General features: G+C 44.9%; 13 protein-coding genes. 8 read left to right on the forward strand and 5 right to left on the reverse strand.

Translation table 11 applies throughout. From position 1 onward, the window contains the following. Positions 1-91: 91 nt before the first annotated feature. The 3 genes from MZ182_RS10510 to MZ182_RS10520 form a co-directional block, all read right to left on the reverse strand. Positions 92-2,197, reverse strand: a complete 2,106-nt coding sequence (locus MZ182_RS10510; protein WP_248066945.1) for a prolyl oligopeptidase family serine peptidase — start codon at positions 2,195-2,197, stop codon at positions 92-94. A 211-nt stretch (positions 2,198-2,408) separates the two neighbouring features. Continuing rightward, positions 2,409-2,858, reverse strand: a complete 450-nt coding sequence (locus MZ182_RS10515; protein WP_011789239.1) for a MarR family winged helix-turn-helix transcriptional regulator — start codon at positions 2,856-2,858, stop codon at positions 2,409-2,411. Further along, positions 2,858-4,021: a cation diffusion facilitator family transporter gene (locus MZ182_RS10520; RefSeq protein WP_248066942.1), complete on the reverse strand. Its 1,164-nt coding sequence runs from the start codon at positions 4,019-4,021 to the stop codon at positions 2,858-2,860. Before MZ182_RS10520 ends, MZ182_RS10515 begins: the two co-directional genes overlap by 1 nt. A 621-nt stretch (positions 4,022-4,642) precedes the next feature. Here MZ182_RS10520 and gloA point away from each other — a divergent pair. Continuing rightward, positions 4,643-5,053, forward strand: a complete 411-nt coding sequence (gloA, locus tag MZ182_RS10525) for a lactoylglutathione lyase (RefSeq protein WP_248066939.1) — start codon at positions 4,643-4,645, stop codon at positions 5,051-5,053. Between the two features lie 73 nt (positions 5,054-5,126). On the opposite strand, the gene msrQ is transcribed toward gloA, so the two are convergent. Together msrQ and msrP are read right to left on the reverse strand one after the other, a co-directional pair. After that, complete coding sequence (msrQ, locus tag MZ182_RS10530) at positions 5,127-5,759, reverse strand: protein-methionine-sulfoxide reductase heme-binding subunit MsrQ (RefSeq protein WP_014610516.1); 633 nt, start codon at positions 5,757-5,759, stop codon at positions 5,127-5,129. A gap of 22 nt (positions 5,760-5,781) precedes the next feature. Then, a complete protein-coding gene (gene msrP, locus MZ182_RS10535; protein WP_248066936.1) occupies positions 5,782-6,816 on the reverse strand; it encodes a protein-methionine-sulfoxide reductase catalytic subunit MsrP in 1,035 nt (344 codons plus the stop codon). 242 nt (positions 6,817-7,058) lie between these two features. On the opposite strand from msrP, the gene rmuC reads away from it, so the two are divergent. The 7 genes from rmuC to recC all read left to right on the forward strand — a co-directional run bounded on the left by rmuC (position 7,059) and on the right by recC (position 19,687). Beyond that, on the forward strand, positions 7,059-8,615 hold the full coding sequence (rmuC, locus tag MZ182_RS10540; RefSeq protein WP_248066934.1) for a DNA recombination protein RmuC: 1,557 nt from the start codon (positions 7,059-7,061) through the stop codon (positions 8,613-8,615). A 77-nt stretch (positions 8,616-8,692) separates the two neighbouring features. Beyond that, the gene (locus tag MZ182_RS10545) at positions 8,693-10,618 is read left to right on the forward strand and encodes a transglycosylase SLT domain-containing protein (RefSeq protein WP_014610513.1); all 1,926 of its coding nucleotides are present in this window, start codon (positions 8,693-8,695) and stop codon (positions 10,616-10,618) included. A gap of 215 nt (positions 10,619-10,833) precedes the next feature. Continuing rightward, positions 10,834-11,538, forward strand: coding sequence for an EAL domain-containing protein (locus tag MZ182_RS10550; protein WP_248066932.1), 705 nt, complete (start codon positions 10,834-10,836; stop codon positions 11,536-11,538). A 143-nt stretch (positions 11,539-11,681) separates the two neighbouring features. After that, entirely contained in the window at positions 11,682-12,593 is a 912-nt protein-coding gene (locus MZ182_RS10555; RefSeq protein WP_014610511.1) for an AAA family ATPase, read from the forward strand. A gap of 71 nt (positions 12,594-12,664) precedes the next feature. Next, positions 12,665-13,729, forward strand: coding sequence for a DUF58 domain-containing protein (locus MZ182_RS10560; protein ID WP_248067050.1), 1,065 nt, complete (start codon positions 12,665-12,667; stop codon positions 13,727-13,729). Next, entirely contained in the window at positions 13,726-15,855 is a 2,130-nt protein-coding gene (locus tag MZ182_RS10565) for a DUF3488 and DUF4129 domain-containing transglutaminase family protein (protein ID WP_248066930.1), read from the forward strand. Before MZ182_RS10560 ends, MZ182_RS10565 begins: the two co-directional genes overlap by 4 nt. A 151-nt stretch (positions 15,856-16,006) precedes the next feature. Then, positions 16,007-19,687, forward strand: a complete 3,681-nt coding sequence (recC, locus tag MZ182_RS10570) for an exodeoxyribonuclease V subunit gamma (RefSeq protein WP_248066928.1) — start codon at positions 16,007-16,009, stop codon at positions 19,685-19,687. Positions 19,688-19,695 lie beyond the last annotated feature (8 nt).

Genomic DNA, 19,695 nt, shown 5'->3' on the forward strand with positions numbered 1-19,695 from the left:
GGTTTTTACTACTCTGTTTTTACAACTCTGTCTTTTATAACCCAATCTTTTACGACTGAGTTATTACGTCTATGTGTTTCTCGTATGACAATTATCGTAAACGCTGTAATAAGTAGGCAAACGTCATCGCATTAAGTTCCGCAGCTTGATTATTATCCGCAGCGCCAGCGTGGCCACCTTCAATATTTTCGTAGTACAAGACATCAATTCCCATGTCTTTCATCTTAGCCACCATCTTACGAGCGTGGCCTGGGTGAACCCTGTCATCACGCGTCGATGTGGTGAAAAAGACCTTGGGATAATGCACGTCTTTATGCAGATTATGGTACGGAGAGTAAGTTTTAATGTAAGCCCATTCCTCAGGAATATCAGGATTACCGTATTCACCCATCCAACTGGCACCCGCTAGCAACTTGTTGAATCTCAACATATCAAGCAGAGGCACTTGGCATACAACAGCGTTGTAAAGATCCGGCCTGCGGGTAAATGCTGCCCCCATTAACAGGCCACCGTTGCTGCCACCTTGGATGCCTAAATGTTTGCTTGACGTGATTTTACGGGCAATCAAATCTTCCGCTATTGCCTCGAAATCCTCATAGGCTTTATGTCGATTTTGCTTTAACGCCGCTTGATGCCAAGCTGGGCCATATTCGCCACCGCCACGAATGTTAGATAACACATATACGCCGCCCTGCTCTAACCAATTCTTACCAATGGTGGCCGAATAGGATGGACGTAGTGAGACTTCAAACCCACCATAGCCATAAAGTAGCGTAGGATTAGTGCTATCTAACTTAAGATCCTTAGCCATTACCACAAAGTACGGTACTTTAGTGCCATCTTTAGACGTCGCAAAGTATTGCTCAGTTTTAAACTTATCCGCAGCAAACTGTTGCGGCATACCTTTAATTTTCTTCGGATTTAAGGTTTTTGCGTTAACCGTATAGAGGCTTGAAGGCTCAAGAAAACTGGTGTAATTCACGAAAAAATCATCACTGTCTTGCTCAACGTCCATTACCGTCAAGGCGCCATTCGCGTCGAATGGGACTTGGGTGCTTTGCCAAGCGCCCTTTTCGTCTTGCTCATACCGCACTAATTTGCTTTTCACGTTATCGAGCCAATTCACGAATATAGCACTCTTACTAAAACTCAGCTGCGCAATCGATGCGGTCTGAGTCGGGCTCACAAATAAACTGAATTTGGCTTTTTGGGCGATAAGATCCGCCACATCGGCATACACGACCGCGCCTTGCTTAAAATTACCGTCCTTATTAGTTAAATCATTAGTTAAATCGCTCTTTAACTCAATAAATAACTTACCTTTAAAATAGCCTTTAATTTCAGCATCTTCTGGCAAGGGTAGTTTAATAAGTTTGCCATCTTGGTAAACATATTGGGTTGCGGTATAAAAAGTATGTGCCTCGGTGATTAAACTCAGCGGCGTTTTATCATCGAATAAAACCCAGCCTGATACTGCGACTGAGGTTTTGTCACCAGTAAAAATTGGTTTCGCTTGCTTGAGTGGTGTACCACGCTGCCAGAGTTTCACCTCCCGTGGATAACCTGAGTCAGTCATGCTTTGACCATCACCAAAATCAGTACCGACAAAGGCATGGTCTTTATCTATCCAGCTCAGACTTGATTTGGCTTCTTTCAAAAAGAATGGCTTATCTTTGGTGGCAACAAAGGATTTAGTATTTAAATTAAATTCTCGCACTTCCACTGCATCGGCACCGCCGCGGGAAAGTGAGACAAAACAGCGCTCATTTTCGGGATACTGACAGCTAATATCCTTAAATACCCAATTGACGGATTCAGCTTTGCCTAGGGCATCGATATCAAGCACAGTCTCCCATTTGGGATCGGGTTTAGCATATTCTTCCATGGTAGTACGGCGATAAATACCGCGCACATGGGTGTCATCCTTCCAAAAGTTGTATAACTTGTCGCCAATGTGGGTCGCGTAGGGAATGCGTTCTTTATCGTTCAGGATGGCAAGACTGTTCGCCACTAAGGTATCAAAACCTTTAAACGCTTTAATTTCGGCGGCAGATGCAGCATTTTGGGTTTTCACCCATTCCATCGGCTTTGCACCTTCAACATCTTCTAACCAAATGTATTTATCTTCTTCTGCGTGAAGTTGACCGCTCATACCGAGCACTCCTGCAATGCACCAAGGCAGTAATTTATTATTCATTCTATTCCTTTTAAACAAAGTCCATCTTGAGATCTGCCCTTACATTACCTTAATTAATCTCCAGTTCAACTATTAATCCAACAAGAATGTAACAAAAGGTAAGGTACTGTAATAGCTGATGATTAATCTAGAATGAGTCGCGTTTTTAAGGATGTCGTGCTATAAAAAAACGTCCACGAGGGACGCTTTTTAGTGGCTGAAATAGAGTAAATTAAAACTCGTTATTCATACGAGACAATAAATTGAGCAGCACGATACGTTCCTCACTGCTCATTTTAGCGGTGAGATCTGTGGTGAGCTGTAGATGCAGAGCATCATGTTCGAGGAACAAAGTTTGGCCCTTTTCGGTTAACTCCACCAGAATCGAACGACGATCGGTTTCATGGGGACGACGTACAACCCACTCAGCTTCCACCATTTTATCGATTTGTACGGTAAGGGTACCCGTAGTGACACCGATTTTATCGGCCAGTTCCTTCATCCTCATGGCGCCATGCACGCCGAGTAACTCAATGGTATGCACCTGTGACAAGCTGAAGCCTTTGTCACGCACGATAGCATGTTCCCAAGACGACAGCTTTTCGTAAAACTCAATAATCACATGGTTCAAGCTGTGATCAGTCGAATGATGTTGAGTGGTATTGGGATGCCCCGCTGTCATTAAACTTCCTTAGCCAAACACTCGCTTTGGCGACACGTATGTAATTCAATAGTGATATGTGATAACTCAGGAAATTGACTCAGTAACTGATTAAAATAGCTGGCTTCTTTCGGTGAGTGAGACACGATTGACACCATCATAGCATGATGATCTGCACTCAGACGCCATATATGTAAATCGGCGACTTGATGATCCGGCACAGCTTCGATTGTTTGTTTAACCCTATGCTGCAATGATTCCTTCACACCGCCATCGAGTAAAATGGGGCTGGTTTGCTGAATAAGCCCCCAAGACCAGCGGCTAATAATGACAGCGCCGACAATTCCCATAATAGGATCGAGCCAAGTTAAGCCCATATATTTACCAAATAGCAATGCCACAATAGCGAGCACTGAGGTTAACGCATCGGCTAACACATGAAAATAGGCGGCGCGTAGGTTGTGGTCATGGCCACCATGTACCTTCTGACTCTTGTGCTCATGCTCATGCTCATGCTCATGCTCATGCTCATGCTCATGCTCATGCTCATGCTCATGCTCAGCATTATGGTGGCAATGTGTATGGTCATGGTGTTCATCATCGTGATGAACATGCTCATGTTCAGAATGCATATGGGAGTGGTCATGACCGTGATGATGACCATGATCATGGCTATGATGATCTTTGAGCAAAAAGACACTCAGCACATTTACACTTAACCCTATCACGGCCACAAAAATCGCTTCGTTAAAATGAATTTGCTCAGGATTGATAAGTCGTATCCCAGATTCAACCAGCATGATTAATGCCACTAAACCTAGGGCGATCGCGCTAGTGTAACCACCGAGCACACTCACCTTTCCTGTACCAAACGCAAAAGTAGGATCATTGGCATGTTTACGGGCATAGGAATAGGCAAACAAGGTGATCATAAAAGCCGCAGCATGGGTGCCCATATGCCAACCATCGGCTAACAGTGCCATTGAGCCGTAAATCGTACCAGCGACAATCTCTGCCACCATAGTGATCAGCGTTAAATAGAGAACATAGCGTGTATTTTTCTCGCCAGCGATATTTTGGCTCGAAAAGCCATGGGAATGCTGCCACTTTGTGATTGCGTGCCCTGTAATGGTGTTTGCGGCATCTAGACCACTGGCTGGTTGTTCTGAATGTTCTGATTTCATTATATAAATTCCCTACGCCACATAAGGCTTGATAAGTGATACTCACTGGCTCGGGATTATAGTTTGAAAATCAAAATATATGAATATCAAATTAGTTATTTTTCAAACTATTTTGCTAAACCAAATTTGAGGTAAACAAAAAGCCGCTATTGCGGCTTTTTGTTTACATAAGAAACGAACAATAACCTTATATACAATCTAAGATTGAAAATCTCGGTTTTGTCGTCCAACGAAATTACGGCAGGTTAACACGAGCTAAATCAAAACATTGAAACAAAGAACGCACTGAAAAACAAAGCAATAACAACAGTTGTACCTAAGGCCATTTTAAGTTCGGTGTTCATCATTCACTCTCCTAGTTGGTATGGCTACATTATTATCAACCTAATGATAAAAACCATGTTTGATTCCCTGTTTTGTGAGCAACAACCAATTTATCGGGCATTTTATCTACTATTGGTCTCAAAAAAGCACGCACACAGGTAAAAAACAGCGTTCCCTAGCCTAACACCACATTCGGGTCAATCAGTATTAATGATCTCGTTAACGCAATTTTTAGCATCATATAAAAGCACATTTTTGTTATACTCGACCGCGCAATTCATTGACCGAGAGAAACCTATGTCTCAACTGTTACACACTATGATCCGCGTCGGTAACTTAGAACGCAGTATCGCTTTTTATACCGAAATATTAGGCATGAAATTACTACGTACCTCTGAAAATCCAGAGTATAAGTATTCTTTGGCATTCGTTGGTTATGGCGAGGAATCCACAGGCCAAGCCGTCGTTGAGCTGACCTATAACTGGGGCACAGATAAATACGATTTAGGCACAGGTTTTGGTCACCTTGCTATTGGTGATGAAGATATTTATGCCCGCTGTGAGGCCATTGCCGCAGCAGGTGGTAAAGTCACACGCGCACCAGGTCCTGTCGCTGGTGGCACAACAGAAATTGCCTTTGTCGAAGATCCAGATGGTTATAAGATTGAATTTATTCAAATGAAATCAGCCACTCAAGGTTTAGGCTAATTGATAGACTAAGCGATCATTAAACGCTGCGTTTGCTGGTAAGGCTTAACGCAGCGTTTAAGTTTCTGACAAATTATTTTGCCATTTTCCCATCTGTAATATCCCGTCCAACACGCTTTTTGTATCTCAATGGTAGCCGCCATAGCAATAACAAACAAAACCCCACAAGGTATAAACTCGGTTCAATAATTTCCGATTTAACCGACCAATAAAAATGAATAGGTGCGAGTATGGCAACCAAATACACGCCATTGTGGATTATTTGCCAGCGACGCCCCATTCGACGCATTAATGCCTTAAACGAGGTCACGGCTAATGTTGCTAAGATAAGATAAGCAAAGGCACCCACTAGGATATAAGGGCGTTTCACAACTTCACTCAACAAAAGGCCCCAAGCAAACAGCAAATCCAAGCTAAAAAAAGCCAGAATATGCAAGGTGGCATAGGCGAATACATATAAGCCGACTAAACGGCGGGTTTGCATTAATACACCTTGTTTAGTGAGCTTAGCAATGGGTGAGATCAGTAAGGTCGCCACTAATGCATTGAGTGCGCCCATTCCAGTAAAGTGAATGATGTACTGCACCGGATCGCCACCCGCGCGACCCGTTGTGACTAGGATAACTAAATAGGCAATAGGTATAACACCGATTAAGTGGAACACACTCTTAAGCCAAATGACATGCTTCGCCGTTAATCTCAACATCCCACTCCCATATAAATGATGATCAATAAAATTGGCGAAGATCCATGCCGTCATAGAGCGATGCGACAAACTCACCATACCCATTAAACAACTGAGTATCGATTCGCGTCGCGGAAAATAATCCACCTTCACCGATCCGACGTTCAGTCGCCTGTGACCAACGGGGATGATCTACTGCGGGATTGACGTTGGCATAAAAACCATATTCATGGGACGCTAACTGATTCCAACTCGTAGGCGGTTGTTTGTCCATGACTCGAATACGCACTATAGATTTAATGCTTTTAAAACCATATTTCCACGGCACCACTAATCGAATGGGGGCGCCATTTTGTGGGGGTAAGGTTTTGCCATATAACCCCACCGACAGCAAAGTCAGATCATTCATGGCTTCGGCTAAGGTTAAACCCTCAACATAGGGGTAATGTATTCCCCCGCCCATCAATCGACTTTTTTGGCCGGGCATTTGTTCAGGATCGAAAGCCGTTTCAAAGGCAACATACTTGCCTTTACTGGTCACCCCCACTTTTTTAAGTAATGCAGCTAAGGGAAATCCCACCCAAGGGATCACCATTGACCACGCTTCGACGCATCGCAAACGATAGGTTCGCTCTTCTAAGGGAAGCATTTTCGTGAGTTGGTCAAAGTCCAATGTCATGGGTCGCTCAACCTCACCTTCAATCCGAAGTTGCCAAGGATCAACCTTAAAACCTTGGGCATTGTCCATTGGATCTTGCTTGCTGGTGCCAAATTCATAGAAATTATTATGGGAGGTGACTTTATCAAAGGGCGTTAAACCGTCACTCCCGCCATATAACGAATTCGTTTTGAAGGTCAGTGGTGTCGTGATAAACGATGTTTTAGGTTGGTCGCCAAAAAGATCAAACAAACCCGCCTGCACATAACCTGGAATACTCGCCCCGATCGCGCCAAGTCCCAATGCTTTAACAATATGCCTGCGTGAACGAAAAACTGATTCAGGCGTGACTTGATTATCTTGAATATGCCACTGCGCTTTTTTAAGAATACCTTGGGTGAAACGGGAAGAATGAGCCAATTGACACCTCAACTTTGTTTTGCCATTTTATGGTCACGCAGCGCCCAGTAGAGCCAAGCTGCGGTAGATACAGATATAGACAGCGAAATCCTTAAAAAACTTTCACTTCACGGATATTTCAGCTTAAACGTATAAGACTTGCTCATTCAAGCCAGACTCACAGAGATTGTTCATTAAAGCACTTGAAGCCTTTTGGGGAGCATGCGAACCTAAGCGCCAATGCTAAAGGAGTGCAATTGACCATGCCATTTTCTCAATCTTTTTCCGTTGCCGACATCATCGGTTTTATCGCCATCGCGTTCTTGGGTCTTTTGATTGGTGCCCTTCTCAATCAACGTTTAACGCGCCAGCGTTGGCAGCAGTTTAAAGACGAACTCGAACAAGAAATGCGTCAAGTCAATGAAGATGCTGAACTCTCATTGGCACAACAACAAATACTGGTCGATGACAAAGAAGCACAATTACGTCAATACCAGCAAAGATTAGAGCAAAAAATTGAGCAATTAGGTAAAGCCGAAGCCTTAGCCGAGCGTGTACCGAGTTTAGAGCTGCAGCTTAACGATAGCCAGCGTCGCCAATTAGAATTGCAGTTAGCATTATCAAAATCCAATGCCATGCAGCAGACAATTCAAGCGAAGGCCGATGCCCAGCAGGAATCCCTTCAGGAAAAAATTGCCACCTTAGAAACCGCCGAGGTGCGTCTTAAAACCCAGTTTGAAAATCTGGCGAATCGTATTTTTGAAGAGCGAAGCGAAAACTTTAAGCACCAAAATGCCAGCCAGCTAGAGGGTGTCTTAGGCCCACTAAAACAACAGCTTGAAGGATTTAGACAACAAATCCGAGAATCCTACACCCACGAACAATCCGAGCGCAGTGCCCTTAAACATCAACTCGAACATCTACGAGAACTCAATTTAAAGATGAGCCAAGATGCCATCAATCTCACGAAAGCGCTCAAAGGGGATAACAAACAACAGGGCAACTGGGGAGAGGTGATACTCGATCGCGTGCTACAAGAAAGTGGCCTACGTGAAGGACATGAATACCATACTCAGCAGGATTTAAAAGATGATAATGGCAAACGATTTAAGCCCGACGTCATCGTCCATCTTCCCGAAAACAAAGATGTCGTAATCGATGCCAAAATGTCACTGGTGAGTTACGAGCGCTATTTTAACTGTGAAGATCCCGCCCTACGCCAACAGGCTATCAACGAGCATGTGATCTCGATTCGTAACCATATTAAGGGATTGAGCCAGAAGGATTATCAACATTTACATGGGCTTAAAAGTTTAGACTATGTGCTGATGTTTATCCCCATTGAACCTGCATTCTTGCTCGCCTTGGAGCACGACCCAAGTTTAGTGAATTTTGCACTAGAGCAAAATATTATGCTGGTCAGCCCGACCAATCTTTTAGTGGCACTGCGTACAATCAACAATATTTGGCGTTATGAATATCAAAACCAACATGCTCAAACTATCGCCAAGCAGGCTGGCCGCATTTACGATAAATTATGTGGCTATATAGAAGACATGGAAAAGCTTGGTCGTGCCTTAGATAACGCGGAAAAAACCTACCATAGTGCAATGAACAAGCTATCATCGGGCAAAGGTAACTTAGTTCGCCAAGCCCATTTAATGCAGCAACTCGGTGTAGATACCAGTAAACAATTGGACAAAATATTGCTGCAAAAAGCATTGAATGAAGCGCAAGACGACAGTGACACAGAGGACGATGAGCCAACTCAAACACTCGCCCATGGGCCACAGGGAATTGCCGAACTGGAACCCTATTAAGCAAAAACACAATAATCATTTTCACCTTGAATCGATACTAAAATATCGATAATGACATTACAGGAGGCAAGTTCTGCATGTGCAAGCCATTAATGAATATGGTTTTATCGAGCGCAATTATCATAGCTGGTGCATTCAATGCCTCTGCTGCTTTCGCCTTGACCCCAGTTCAAAAAACATTTTTAGAAGCAGAAAAAGCGCTAAAAAAACAAGATTATGCAAACTATAAACCCCTTCGCGCAAAATTGGGTGACTATCCGCTGGCGATTTATTTAGACCATGATATCGATATAGGTAACCTCAATGCACTACCGGGCACTCAAGCCAAGGCGCTTATTGATAAATACCAAACCACACCTATGTATAACCGCTTGCGCGCGAAGTATTTAACCAATGCAGGTAGTCAAAAACGCTGGAATGACTTTCTTGTGATAGCGAAAGATCCACCCTCGGATATTCGCCTGCAGTGTCTTTTTTATGAGGCCAAACTTGCCAAGGGTGAAACGCAAACCGCCTATGCCGCCGCACAATCACTGTGGGTTTATGGCGGTTCTCGTCCTAAAGAATGTGATCCCCTCTTTAACGCGTGGATAAAAGCGGGCAAGCGTACTCAAGATCTGATTTGGGCGCGAATGCTGCTAAGTTTTGATGAGGGCGAAACCAGTTTATTGAGTTATTTATCCCAAAAAATCACCACCCATAATAACGAAGCTAAGCGTTTAGTGGCGGTGTTTAAGGATCCGAATAGCCTACGACATACCGAAAAATTCAACGATAAAAATCCCATTGTGGGCGATATTGTCGCCCTTGGGTTAAAGCGACTGGCCCGCAAGGATCTCGACCAAGCCATCCATTTATATACCCGATATCAAAAGTCTAAGCGCTTTACTCCCGCTCAAGCACAACAACTGCAAAAATTCTTAGTCCGTCGAGTATTAATTGAGCAGGATGACAATCATAAAGATTTCGTGGACACACTCTTACCCGAAATGAAAAGCGATGATTTAGTTGAACGTCGTTTAAGGTGGGCCATTCGTAAACAAGATACAACCCATATTGCCCGTTACCTAAACTTACTCGAACCAGAAACCCTCGCCAAAGAGCGTTGGCAATACTGGTTATACCGCACCAATGCAAAAAATGCCCCTGATAGCGCAACAAAAGCACTCGGGGCCATCAGTAACGAGCGTAATTTCTATGGTTTTGCCGCCTCACAACTGTTAAATAAACCGGTATCGCTCAACCAAAGCCCTGAGCCTGTTGTGGATGCAAGCAGTCCAAAACTAGAGGATGACTTAGGTTTTGTACGCGTAAAAGAACTGATGGCGCTGGATCGATATTTCGATGCCCGTTATGAATGGGTTACGTTACTCAAGCGCAGCGACAACCCAATGCGGGCCCGCTACGGCCGTTATGCCCATGCTCAAGGTTGGTATGATTTTGGTGTCGAGGCGAGTATCCAAGGCAAATTATGGGACGATATTCCCCTACGCTTTCCCATGGCACATCAACCCGGATTTGAACATGCCAGCAAAAAGCATCGGGTTAATATCGATGAAATCCGTGCAATTAGCCGCCGCGAAAGTGCTTTTTATCGCTATGCGACCTCTGGTGTTGGCGCCCGCGGCTTAATGCAAATTATGCCTGCAACCGCCAAAGCCACCGCTAAAAAACATGGCGCAAAATATAGCGATCCTAAGGATCTTTACAGTGCGGAGCTTAATCTTAATTTGGGTAGCGCCTATTACGCCCAGCTTTTAAAAGAGTTTAATCAAAACCGTGTACTCGCCACCGCAGCCTATAATGCTGGCCCCTCAAGGGTACGCCGCTGGTTAGCAGAGTCCAATGGACGATTGGATACCATGGGATTTATTGAGTCCATTCCCTTCACTGAAACCCGTGAATATGTCCAAGCAGTGCTGAGTTACCGCTTGATTTACGAAGCGCAAAAGAAAAATCCACAACCCTTGTTCAGTGATGCTGAGCTAAAATTTAGCTATTAATTGCAAATCTTCGTTATACGGCTTGCCTCGTATCAAAATTGATTGGCACTGATTGTCTCCTAAAACGCCCGATATACCTTATCGGGCGTTTTATATGAGAGTAAAAATGCATACAAAATCCGCGATCAAACCAAATTAGTCAAAACTTATTTGCACTCCCAGAGGTTAAATGCAAATAATAAGCAATTGAATGATTTAGCTCTCGCATTTGGCCAATGATTAACCTTAAAACGCTCAGTCTAAGCAGTGAATACCAACCCTTTGTCGATCCACAAACCTTAGCCATTGACGGTTATGAAGCCCTCGCCCGCTTTTATTTTCCCGATGGTAAGGCCATTGCGCCTAATCTTGTATTCGAGCAATTACATGAATCCTCAGAAATGTTAGCGGCTGTTGAATATCAAGCAAAAGCATTTCAGCTCGCTCATGCTCCGCGAAACCAACCCATTTTTATTAATGTTGACCCACATGCCGTTGACGGACCGCATACAGCAAAGCTGCTAGCCTTGTTATCAGACTATCAGCAGATCACGGTCGAAATCATTGAGAATACCTGTGTGAGCGATGCAGATCTTGCCAACCAACTTTTTACAAAGTTTAAGGAGGCCAACATTAACGTCGCACTCGATGATATTGGTGCGCCCCATTCCATGTTATCTGTGGAATTAATGATGAATGTGGATTACCTCAAATTTGATCGCCATTGGTTAACCTTGATTACACAACCTCAGGGGATCCAATTGTTAACTGCACTTATCGACTTTGCAAAACGCTCAGGAAAGCGCTGTATTCTGGAAGGAATAGAAACTGAAGCACACCTAGCCTTTGCAAAAGATATTGGCGTACATTTAGTGCAAGGATTTTTATTCAAGTCATGGTTTATTCGCCCGATCAGTACAGAAACCTTACATTTAACCTAACCTCATCACTAAGCTCGGTTTTATTGAAAAATATGTAATGCACCTTTGACCTTACTCCCAACTGGATATCAAGGGAATTATCCACCATAGTGATAGGACGAGTTGATGATTGACTCTCCTCTAGTATGGAATAGGAGTTCAGCGTGGCTGCATTGGAGCTTAACGACCTTTTAGCACAACTTGAGCAAGTACTACTGGGTAAACCACGGCAAATTCGCCTCGCGCTCGCCTGCATACTCGCCCGCGGTCATTTATTAATTGAAGATCTCCCCGGCATGGGTAAAACCAGTCTTTCCCATGCTATCGCCCAAAGTTTAGGCCTCAGTTACCAAAGAGTGCAATTCACCAGCGATATGCTTCCCGCGGATATTTTAGGAGTCTCCATTTTTGATAAGCACCAAGGGCAATTTATTTTCCACCCTGGCCCCATTTTCAAACAAATGGTCTTAGCCGATGAGATTAATCGCGCAAGCCCCAAAACTCAAAGTGCCCTGCTTGAGGCCATGGCGGAACAGCAAATCTCCGTTGATGGCATCACCCACAAACTCCCACATCCCTTTTTTGTTATCGCAACACAAAATCCAACGGATCAATCGGGTACGTTTCCGCTACCTGAATCCCAGCTAGACCGTTTTATGATGCGGCTTTCCATTGGTTATCCAAGCCACGAAGCTGAACTTGCCATGCTTAAAACTCGCCATACACCGCAAATACTGGATCAATTGCCCCAATGTTTAACCCCGATGACCTTAATGCAGTTACAAGAACAATGTGACAAGGTCAGTGCATCCGATGCCCTACTCAATTACATCTTGGCTTTAGTGAGCTTTTCTCGCACTCACACTGAAAGCCTTGGGTTATCTCCCCGCGCCACCAAAGCCTTACTGCAAGCAGCAAAGGCATGGGCATTTTTAGCAGGACGGCATTACCTTGTCCCAGAAGACGTACAAGCCGTATTTGGCTGTGTCGCGGAGCACAGACTCAGAACCAGTAGCCAATTACAAGGCGAAGCGATTTCAGAGCGTATCCTCGCCAGCGTGAATCCCATTATGTAATGGGTAAGATGAATGTCGTGATATAGACAAAAACCAGCATCAATGATGAGGACAGAGTGAAACGATTAATCATGCGCATTTGGCAGCAATGGCTTGAAAGACGCCTCCCTCCCAATTCCGAAATCACCCTCAGCCATCGCAGTATTTTTATTCTGCCCAGTGGGTTTGGGCTTATCTGGCTCAGTCTTGTTTTACTGTTATTTATATTTGGAACCAACTACCAAAACAATTTGGTGATCGGGTTAAGCATTTTACTCTTAAGTCTTTTTAACACCTGTATTCTCTACAGCTATAACAACCTTGCTGGGCTACATTTACGGGCAGATATCCCGCCTGAAGTTTATGCGGGGCAAACTCTCACCTTCCCCATTCAGCTTAAATCCCACCATAACCGTTATCATATCCACCTAAAATACCCAAACAATCACAGTTACACGCTTATGCTAGTCGGTATAGATGAAGTCCAAGCCCTCGTTCCCTTTGAACATGGAAAACGCGGTATTGTGAGACCGGGACGACTGACCATTGAATCTTGCTATCCACTGGGGCTTTGTCGTACCTGGTCCTATGTTGATTTGGCTATCACTCATATCGTCTATCCAAAACCAATAGAAACCCCACTCCAACTTTTAGCAAGGCTTGAACACACTGAGCCACCCAGCACATTCACAGGCCAGCATGTAGCGGGTATTGATGAGTTTAAAGGGCTCAAACCCCATGTACTGGGCGAATCCCTTAAGCAAGTAGCCTGGAAACAATGGGCGCAGGGACGCGGCATGCTAAGTAAAGAATTCGAGCAACCTCAAGGTAAGCCTCTATGGTTAATACTGAGGCCCGAACCTAAATCGCTTGAACGCCAATTAAGCCAATTAAGTTGGCAAGTGAATAAACTGAGTCAAGGTGAGCAGCATTTTGGCCTCTGGTTACACATCCCTTCTGGCAAGGATATTATTCTGCCGCCCGCTGTCGGCAATCGTCATCGCATGGCTTGCCTGAAAGCGCTGGCACTCTATCGGCTCAATCCACACACGCCACAAGCGGGTGATTTCCCCCATAGTGCTAGCGCTGATTCACTTTTTAACGCCAAGGAAAACATTGAGAAACTGCGCACATTCACGCCGAGCCGCTCAAAATGAGCCTATCAAAGCCTACGGATGAAGTTATCACAGTCCCACAAATCGGTGACAATATCAGCCGTCAAACTCTCTTTTGGCTGCTACTGACTAACCTTGCCGTATTAAGCCCCTTATTTGATAAAGCAACCCCTTGGACACTTGCGATCTGCGCAATTTGTCTACTTTGGCGCATAGGCATTTATATAGGCAAAGTGGCGAAACCGCCGCGCTTTTTAGTGACAAGTTTGGCTATTGGTGCTGCCATCACCTTAGCACTGGTCTCAGGTCAAATGGGGGTACTCAATGCCTTAATCAATCTGCTTATTTTAGGTTATGCCTTAAAATACATTGAGATGCGTAATCAAAGGGATGTCCGAGCTGTAGTGGTTGTTGGCTATTTTCTAATCGCGCTAACGTTTATCGATCACCAATCGATGCTAAGCACTGCGCATTTACTCGCAGTGACAGTGGTGAATACCTGCGTACTTGTGACGTTATATCAAAGTCAATACACATGGCGCCATACATTGTGGTTTGGGGGCAAGTTGCTGTTACAAAGTGTACCGCTCGCGTTATTGCTCTTTTTAGTCTTGCCCCGCTTTACACCGCTCTGGCTCGTCCCCAATATGAAAGAGGCCAAAACAGGCTTATCCGATATCCTTGCCATTGGTGATATCAATAAACTAACCCGCTCCACCGAGCTTGCCTTTAGAGCAAGTTTTACAGAACACACGCCACATCATGCTGACCTTTATTGGCGGGCATTGGTGATGGAAGATTACGACGGAGTGACATGGCGACAAGAGAAAGGGATCAAAAAACTGCAACAGGATGCCTTGATTTTTCCACCCTCTAGACCAAGCCCTGCCCTACAGATCTCCACGTTAAACATGAATGACAATCAAGCAAAGGTTCGCGGTCAACAGGTGCAGGTTTATCGATATCAGATCATTGCCGAGCCAAGTCATCAGCCATGGCTTTTTGGTCTTGATGTGGCCTACAGCGAAGATAAAGCGGTAGTCAATCTACCCGATTATCGCATTGTAGCCCTACGTAATCTCGATCAGCGGATGAGCTATCAACTTGATTCTTGGCCCCATGCCAAAATGGACCTTGTACTCTCTTCTCGGCAAAGGGATATCAATCTGGCGCTATCAGACAAGAGTAATCCACGTACCCTGCAACTTGCGCAGCAATTTAAGCAAACCTACCCCGATGCCAAACAACGTCTAGGGGCCATAATGCAATATTTCAGCACTGAGCCCTTTTTCTACACGCTTACACCACCTACGCTTGGTCCACAGCAAGTGGATGATTTTCTGTTTGAAAATAAAGCGGGTTTTTGCGTGCATTATGCAACTGCATTGATTTTTATGGCGCGGGCGACGGGCCTCCCCGCGCGTATGGTCACGGGCTATCAAGGCGGTGAATATAATCCCAAAGCGGGATATCTGAGCGTATATCAATATATGGCACACGCGTGGGCCGAAGTTTGGCTTGAAAACGAAGGTTGGGTACGTTTCGACCCCACAGCTATGGTGGCGCCTAATCGTATTGAACTCGGTTTTGATGCTGAATTTACACCAGAGGATAGTTACCTAAAAGAAAGCCCTTTTAGTAGCTTACGCTTTAAATCCACACCATGGCTCAATGAGCTAAGACAACGTTTTGCCAGCATAGATTACTACTGGAGTGTGTGGGTATTAGGCTTTAATCAAGAAAGACAGAATCAGGTGCTCAGTCATATTTTAGGGGATGTCACTAAAACCAAAATAGCGGTATTTATGGGGTTGTGCCTAAGTTTGATTGGACTTTATATCGCCTACAGCGTGGGATTATTTCACCGTAAACAGACAAATGATCCGATAAGTTCACGCTATCAAAAAATTTGTTTACGCCTTGCAGCACATGGGATAACACGTCAAGAAGGCCAAGGCCCGAATGATTTTGCCGCGCAAGTGATGAAAGTTTATCAACATAAAGCACCTAACTTTTGCACCCTATTTAATGCATTAACCCAAAGCTATGTCGCGCTGAAATATCAAAATTTATCCCCCAAAGTATATCAACAACAGTTAAGGCAATTTAACAACACGGCAAAGGCATTATATTGGCGATTAATACGGCCGAATAACCCATTAAAATAGGCACTAAATCAACTGAAAAAGTAAAGAGTTGAATCTTATAAATCAAACACATAGAATTGCTTTTACTGACACTATTGTCATTTACCTTGTTGCTACTCAAACAAACCATTGTTTGTTAAACAATAGTCACTCACAACACCACGAGTTGCCCATGCTAAAGTTAATCCAGTCTAATCAAATGGAAGTACTCTGTGCCCATTTAGCCGCTTACCTTCGCCAGAGTGTCCCCAATACACGCCTATTACGCAGTGAGCATATTCTGGTACAAAGCCCCGGTATGTCGACTTGGTTACGTCTTGAAATTGCAAAGCAAAATGGTATTGCAGCAGCACTCGAATTTCCTCTGCCCTCCAGTTTTACATGGCAGTTGTGCCACCATTTATTACCTAATGTCCCGAAGGAAAATGCCTTCACTAAGGCTGCAATGACCTGGAAACTCATGCAGTTATTGCCCCGTCTGTTAGCGGATGATGCCTTTGGGCCACTTAGGCACTATTTAGGTGATTTAAGTTTACATACGTTAGGTAACATAAATGGATTGGATGAATTGGCGCATCAGCGTCCTGCCGATGATATCAAGCTGTATCAGTTGTGCGGTCGTATTGCCGATATTTTCGATCAATATTTAGTGTATCGCCCCGACTGGATGTTAGCTTGGGAGCAAAACCAGCACCCTACAACGCTCAACAAACCGCTCAATGAAGACCAACGCTGGCAGCCTATTTTATGGCGCGCCTTAGTTGCCTTTAATCGAGATGAACTCAATCAAAGCCATTATCACAGGGCAAACCTACACAGCGCATTGATTGAAGCGCTCAATGATCCCAATACCTCACTAACCCCGTTGCCTCAACGGCTCTTTGTATTTGGTATTTCATCAATGGCGCCTCAAACCCTTGAAGTGCTTTATCATTTAGCAAGCCGTATCGATGTGATTATTTTAAGTTTGAGTCCATGCCAGCATTATTGGGGTGATATTATCGATCCACGGCACCGTGCACGCATGGCGGTGCAATACGCCGGCAAGCGCCAATTAGCAGAGCAATGGGAGGATAAACTCGAGGTTGGTAATCCTCTGTTGGCAAACAATGGCAAGATGGGGCGTGAGTTACTCGATATGTTGCTTGAGCTTCCCGCCGAGCATTGTGATTTTGGTGATGATGTTTACTGTGAACCTTGCGATGACCCTAACGATCCTGCCTGTCACGCCAGTATGCTCCACGGGGTGCAATACGATATTTTAGAGATGCAAACCTTAGATAGCGTACTTGGGCCTGATGCTGCGCTTTACCAAAATATCGCAGCACGCCGCATACTTAAAAAAGATGACGAGTCAATACTCGTTAAGAGCTGCCATAGCCCACTGCGAGAAGTCGAGACCCTACACGATCACCTTCTCGATATGTTAAGTCGCCATCCCCAATTGTCCCCCAAAGATATTGTCGTGATGATGCCCGATGTCGCCGCCTATGCGCCTTATATCGATGCTGTGTTCGCCGCCAAACAGGGCCTGCATTATATTCCCTATGCCATCGCGGATCGCGGCGCGGCACAAGAATCACCTCTTATTAATAGTTTTTTGAATTTACTTGGGATTAATCAAAGTCGTTTCGGCTTGACCGATATCCTCAGCATCCTCGAAGTACCCGCCATTTTGCGCCGTTTTCAGCTTGATGACGATGAATTACAACTGATCCGCCGCTGGCTTGATGAAGCTGGCGTTCGTTGGGGGCGAGATCAACAAAGTCGCCTAAAACAAGGTGTACCCGCATTTGAGCAAAACTCTTGGGCCTTTGGCATAAAACGACTGATCTTAGGTTATGCCTTAAGTGACGATGCGCCGCTCTATCAAGATCATTTAGTGGTTACCGGCATAGAAGGACAATCGGCACAAGCACTCGGTAAACTGCTCAACTTTATCGAAGCACTCGATGAAACCCAACAAATACTCGAAAAGCCCCAAACGGGCGCCGTGCGTTTAATGGAATTAACGACATTATTAGATGCCTTTTACGACACAGATGAGGACGAGCGCGAGCAGTTACAAGATATCCGCGATGCCATTGCCACCCTAGAACAAGAGCTATTATCCGCAGGAAAACCGATCGAGGCACTATCAACAGCCCAAGCCGATATCGCCACGTCGCTAACCTTAAGCATCGAAGTATTACAGCAATGGTTTAATCAGCGTTTAACGGAATCCCGCGTTGGTCAACGCTATCTCGCAGGCAGTGTCAACTTTTGTACCCTTATGCCCATGCGTTCCATTCCCTTTAAGCTTGTCTGTTTGCTCGGGATGAATGACGGGGTATATCCAAGAGTGCAACACCCAGTCGGTTTTGACCTTATGGCCCACTTTGGGCCGCGTAAAGGTGATCGCTCCCGCCGTCTTGATGATAGATATCTGTTTTTAGAAGCCCTACTCTCAGCGCGCGAGCAGTTATATATCAGCTACATTGGTCGCAGTGAAAGGGACAACTCGGAGCGTATCGCCTCGATGCTTGTTTCTGAACTGATTGAATATTGTCAGCTTTGTTATCTGCCTGAAGATCTATCGCCGCAGCTTGCCACTATCAGTAACAGTGAAGAGGTAGAAAAAGCCCTGCTCAATGAGATTGTCAGTCAACAGCCATTGCAACCCTTTGATCCTAAGTTGTACCAAGCCGAAACGGCGGGCACAAAAGGGATCAAGCAAAGTTACAGCCAACAATGGTGTCCACCCAATACTCGAACGGATAATGGTCGTTTTATCGATGAATTCACTCGGATAGTGGTCGAGAATGAAATCACACAGGCCGCTATTATTGAAGAAGAACATCTGGATATTTCAGCCTTGATCCGCTTCTTTCGTAATCCGGCACAATACTTCTTTAACCGTACACTCAAGGTTGATTTAAGCCTTAATATTCAAGCTGATGACAATGACGAACCCTTTAGCTTGAATGCCCTTGAACGCTATATGTTACAAGCACAACTACTCGACAATAGCATAAGCCAAGGTGTGTTAGAGCCGGACATTGAGCTTTTAAAACGCCTAAAAGCCAGTGGTAACTTGCCCATGCATCCCTTTGATGATCTACTGCTACGCCAATATCAGCAGGACATTAAACCGCTTATTGGCAGGACCTTATTCCTTAAAGGCGAGCAGCAGAGCCATCATGCAGACATTAGGCTCAGCTTCGATTTAGCGATTTCACCCACAACTCAGCCCAGTCAAACGCGCAGAGTATGGCTTGAAGGTCGCATTGATGATATTAGCCCTAAGGGACTCATCAATTACCGCCCCGGCAGTGCCCATGGCCGTGATATATTGAGGCTGTATTTACGCCACCTGTGCCTTATGGCGATGGGGTATGACCATGCTAGCTATCTATTGGATATGGGACATTTTCATGCGCTTTCGCCCATCACGCCAGAGCACGCCCACCAGCTATTGACTGATTTACTGCAACTCTTTTATCAAGGTCAACAGCATCCCCTGTGTTTTATGCCACGCACCGCCCTTGTTTACGCGAGCAGTGAAGGCGAACATGCTGAAAGACTCAATGAGGCACGGGCTGAATGGCTAGATGAACAAGGAGAAATAGGTGAAGGTACAGAGCCCCATTATCAGCGGCTATTCCAATTCCCACAGGATTTTACTGAAAACACCTTTGGCGTACTCGCCGACCGTATTTATCGCCCCATGGTCAGTTTATACGTGAAAGACACGCTGGCTCAGCTTGAGGACTTTGCCCTCAATCATGGCATGAACCTCGGTAGTGTTAACTTAGATCCAGCGGCCGACATCAATAGCGTTAGCACACAACAGCATATCTCTCGGGGAGAATAAAGATGGGT

Source organism: Shewanella sp. JNE2, from assembly GCF_023159115.1.
Classification (GTDB): domain Bacteria; phylum Pseudomonadota; class Gammaproteobacteria; order Enterobacterales; family Shewanellaceae; genus Shewanella; species Shewanella putrefaciens.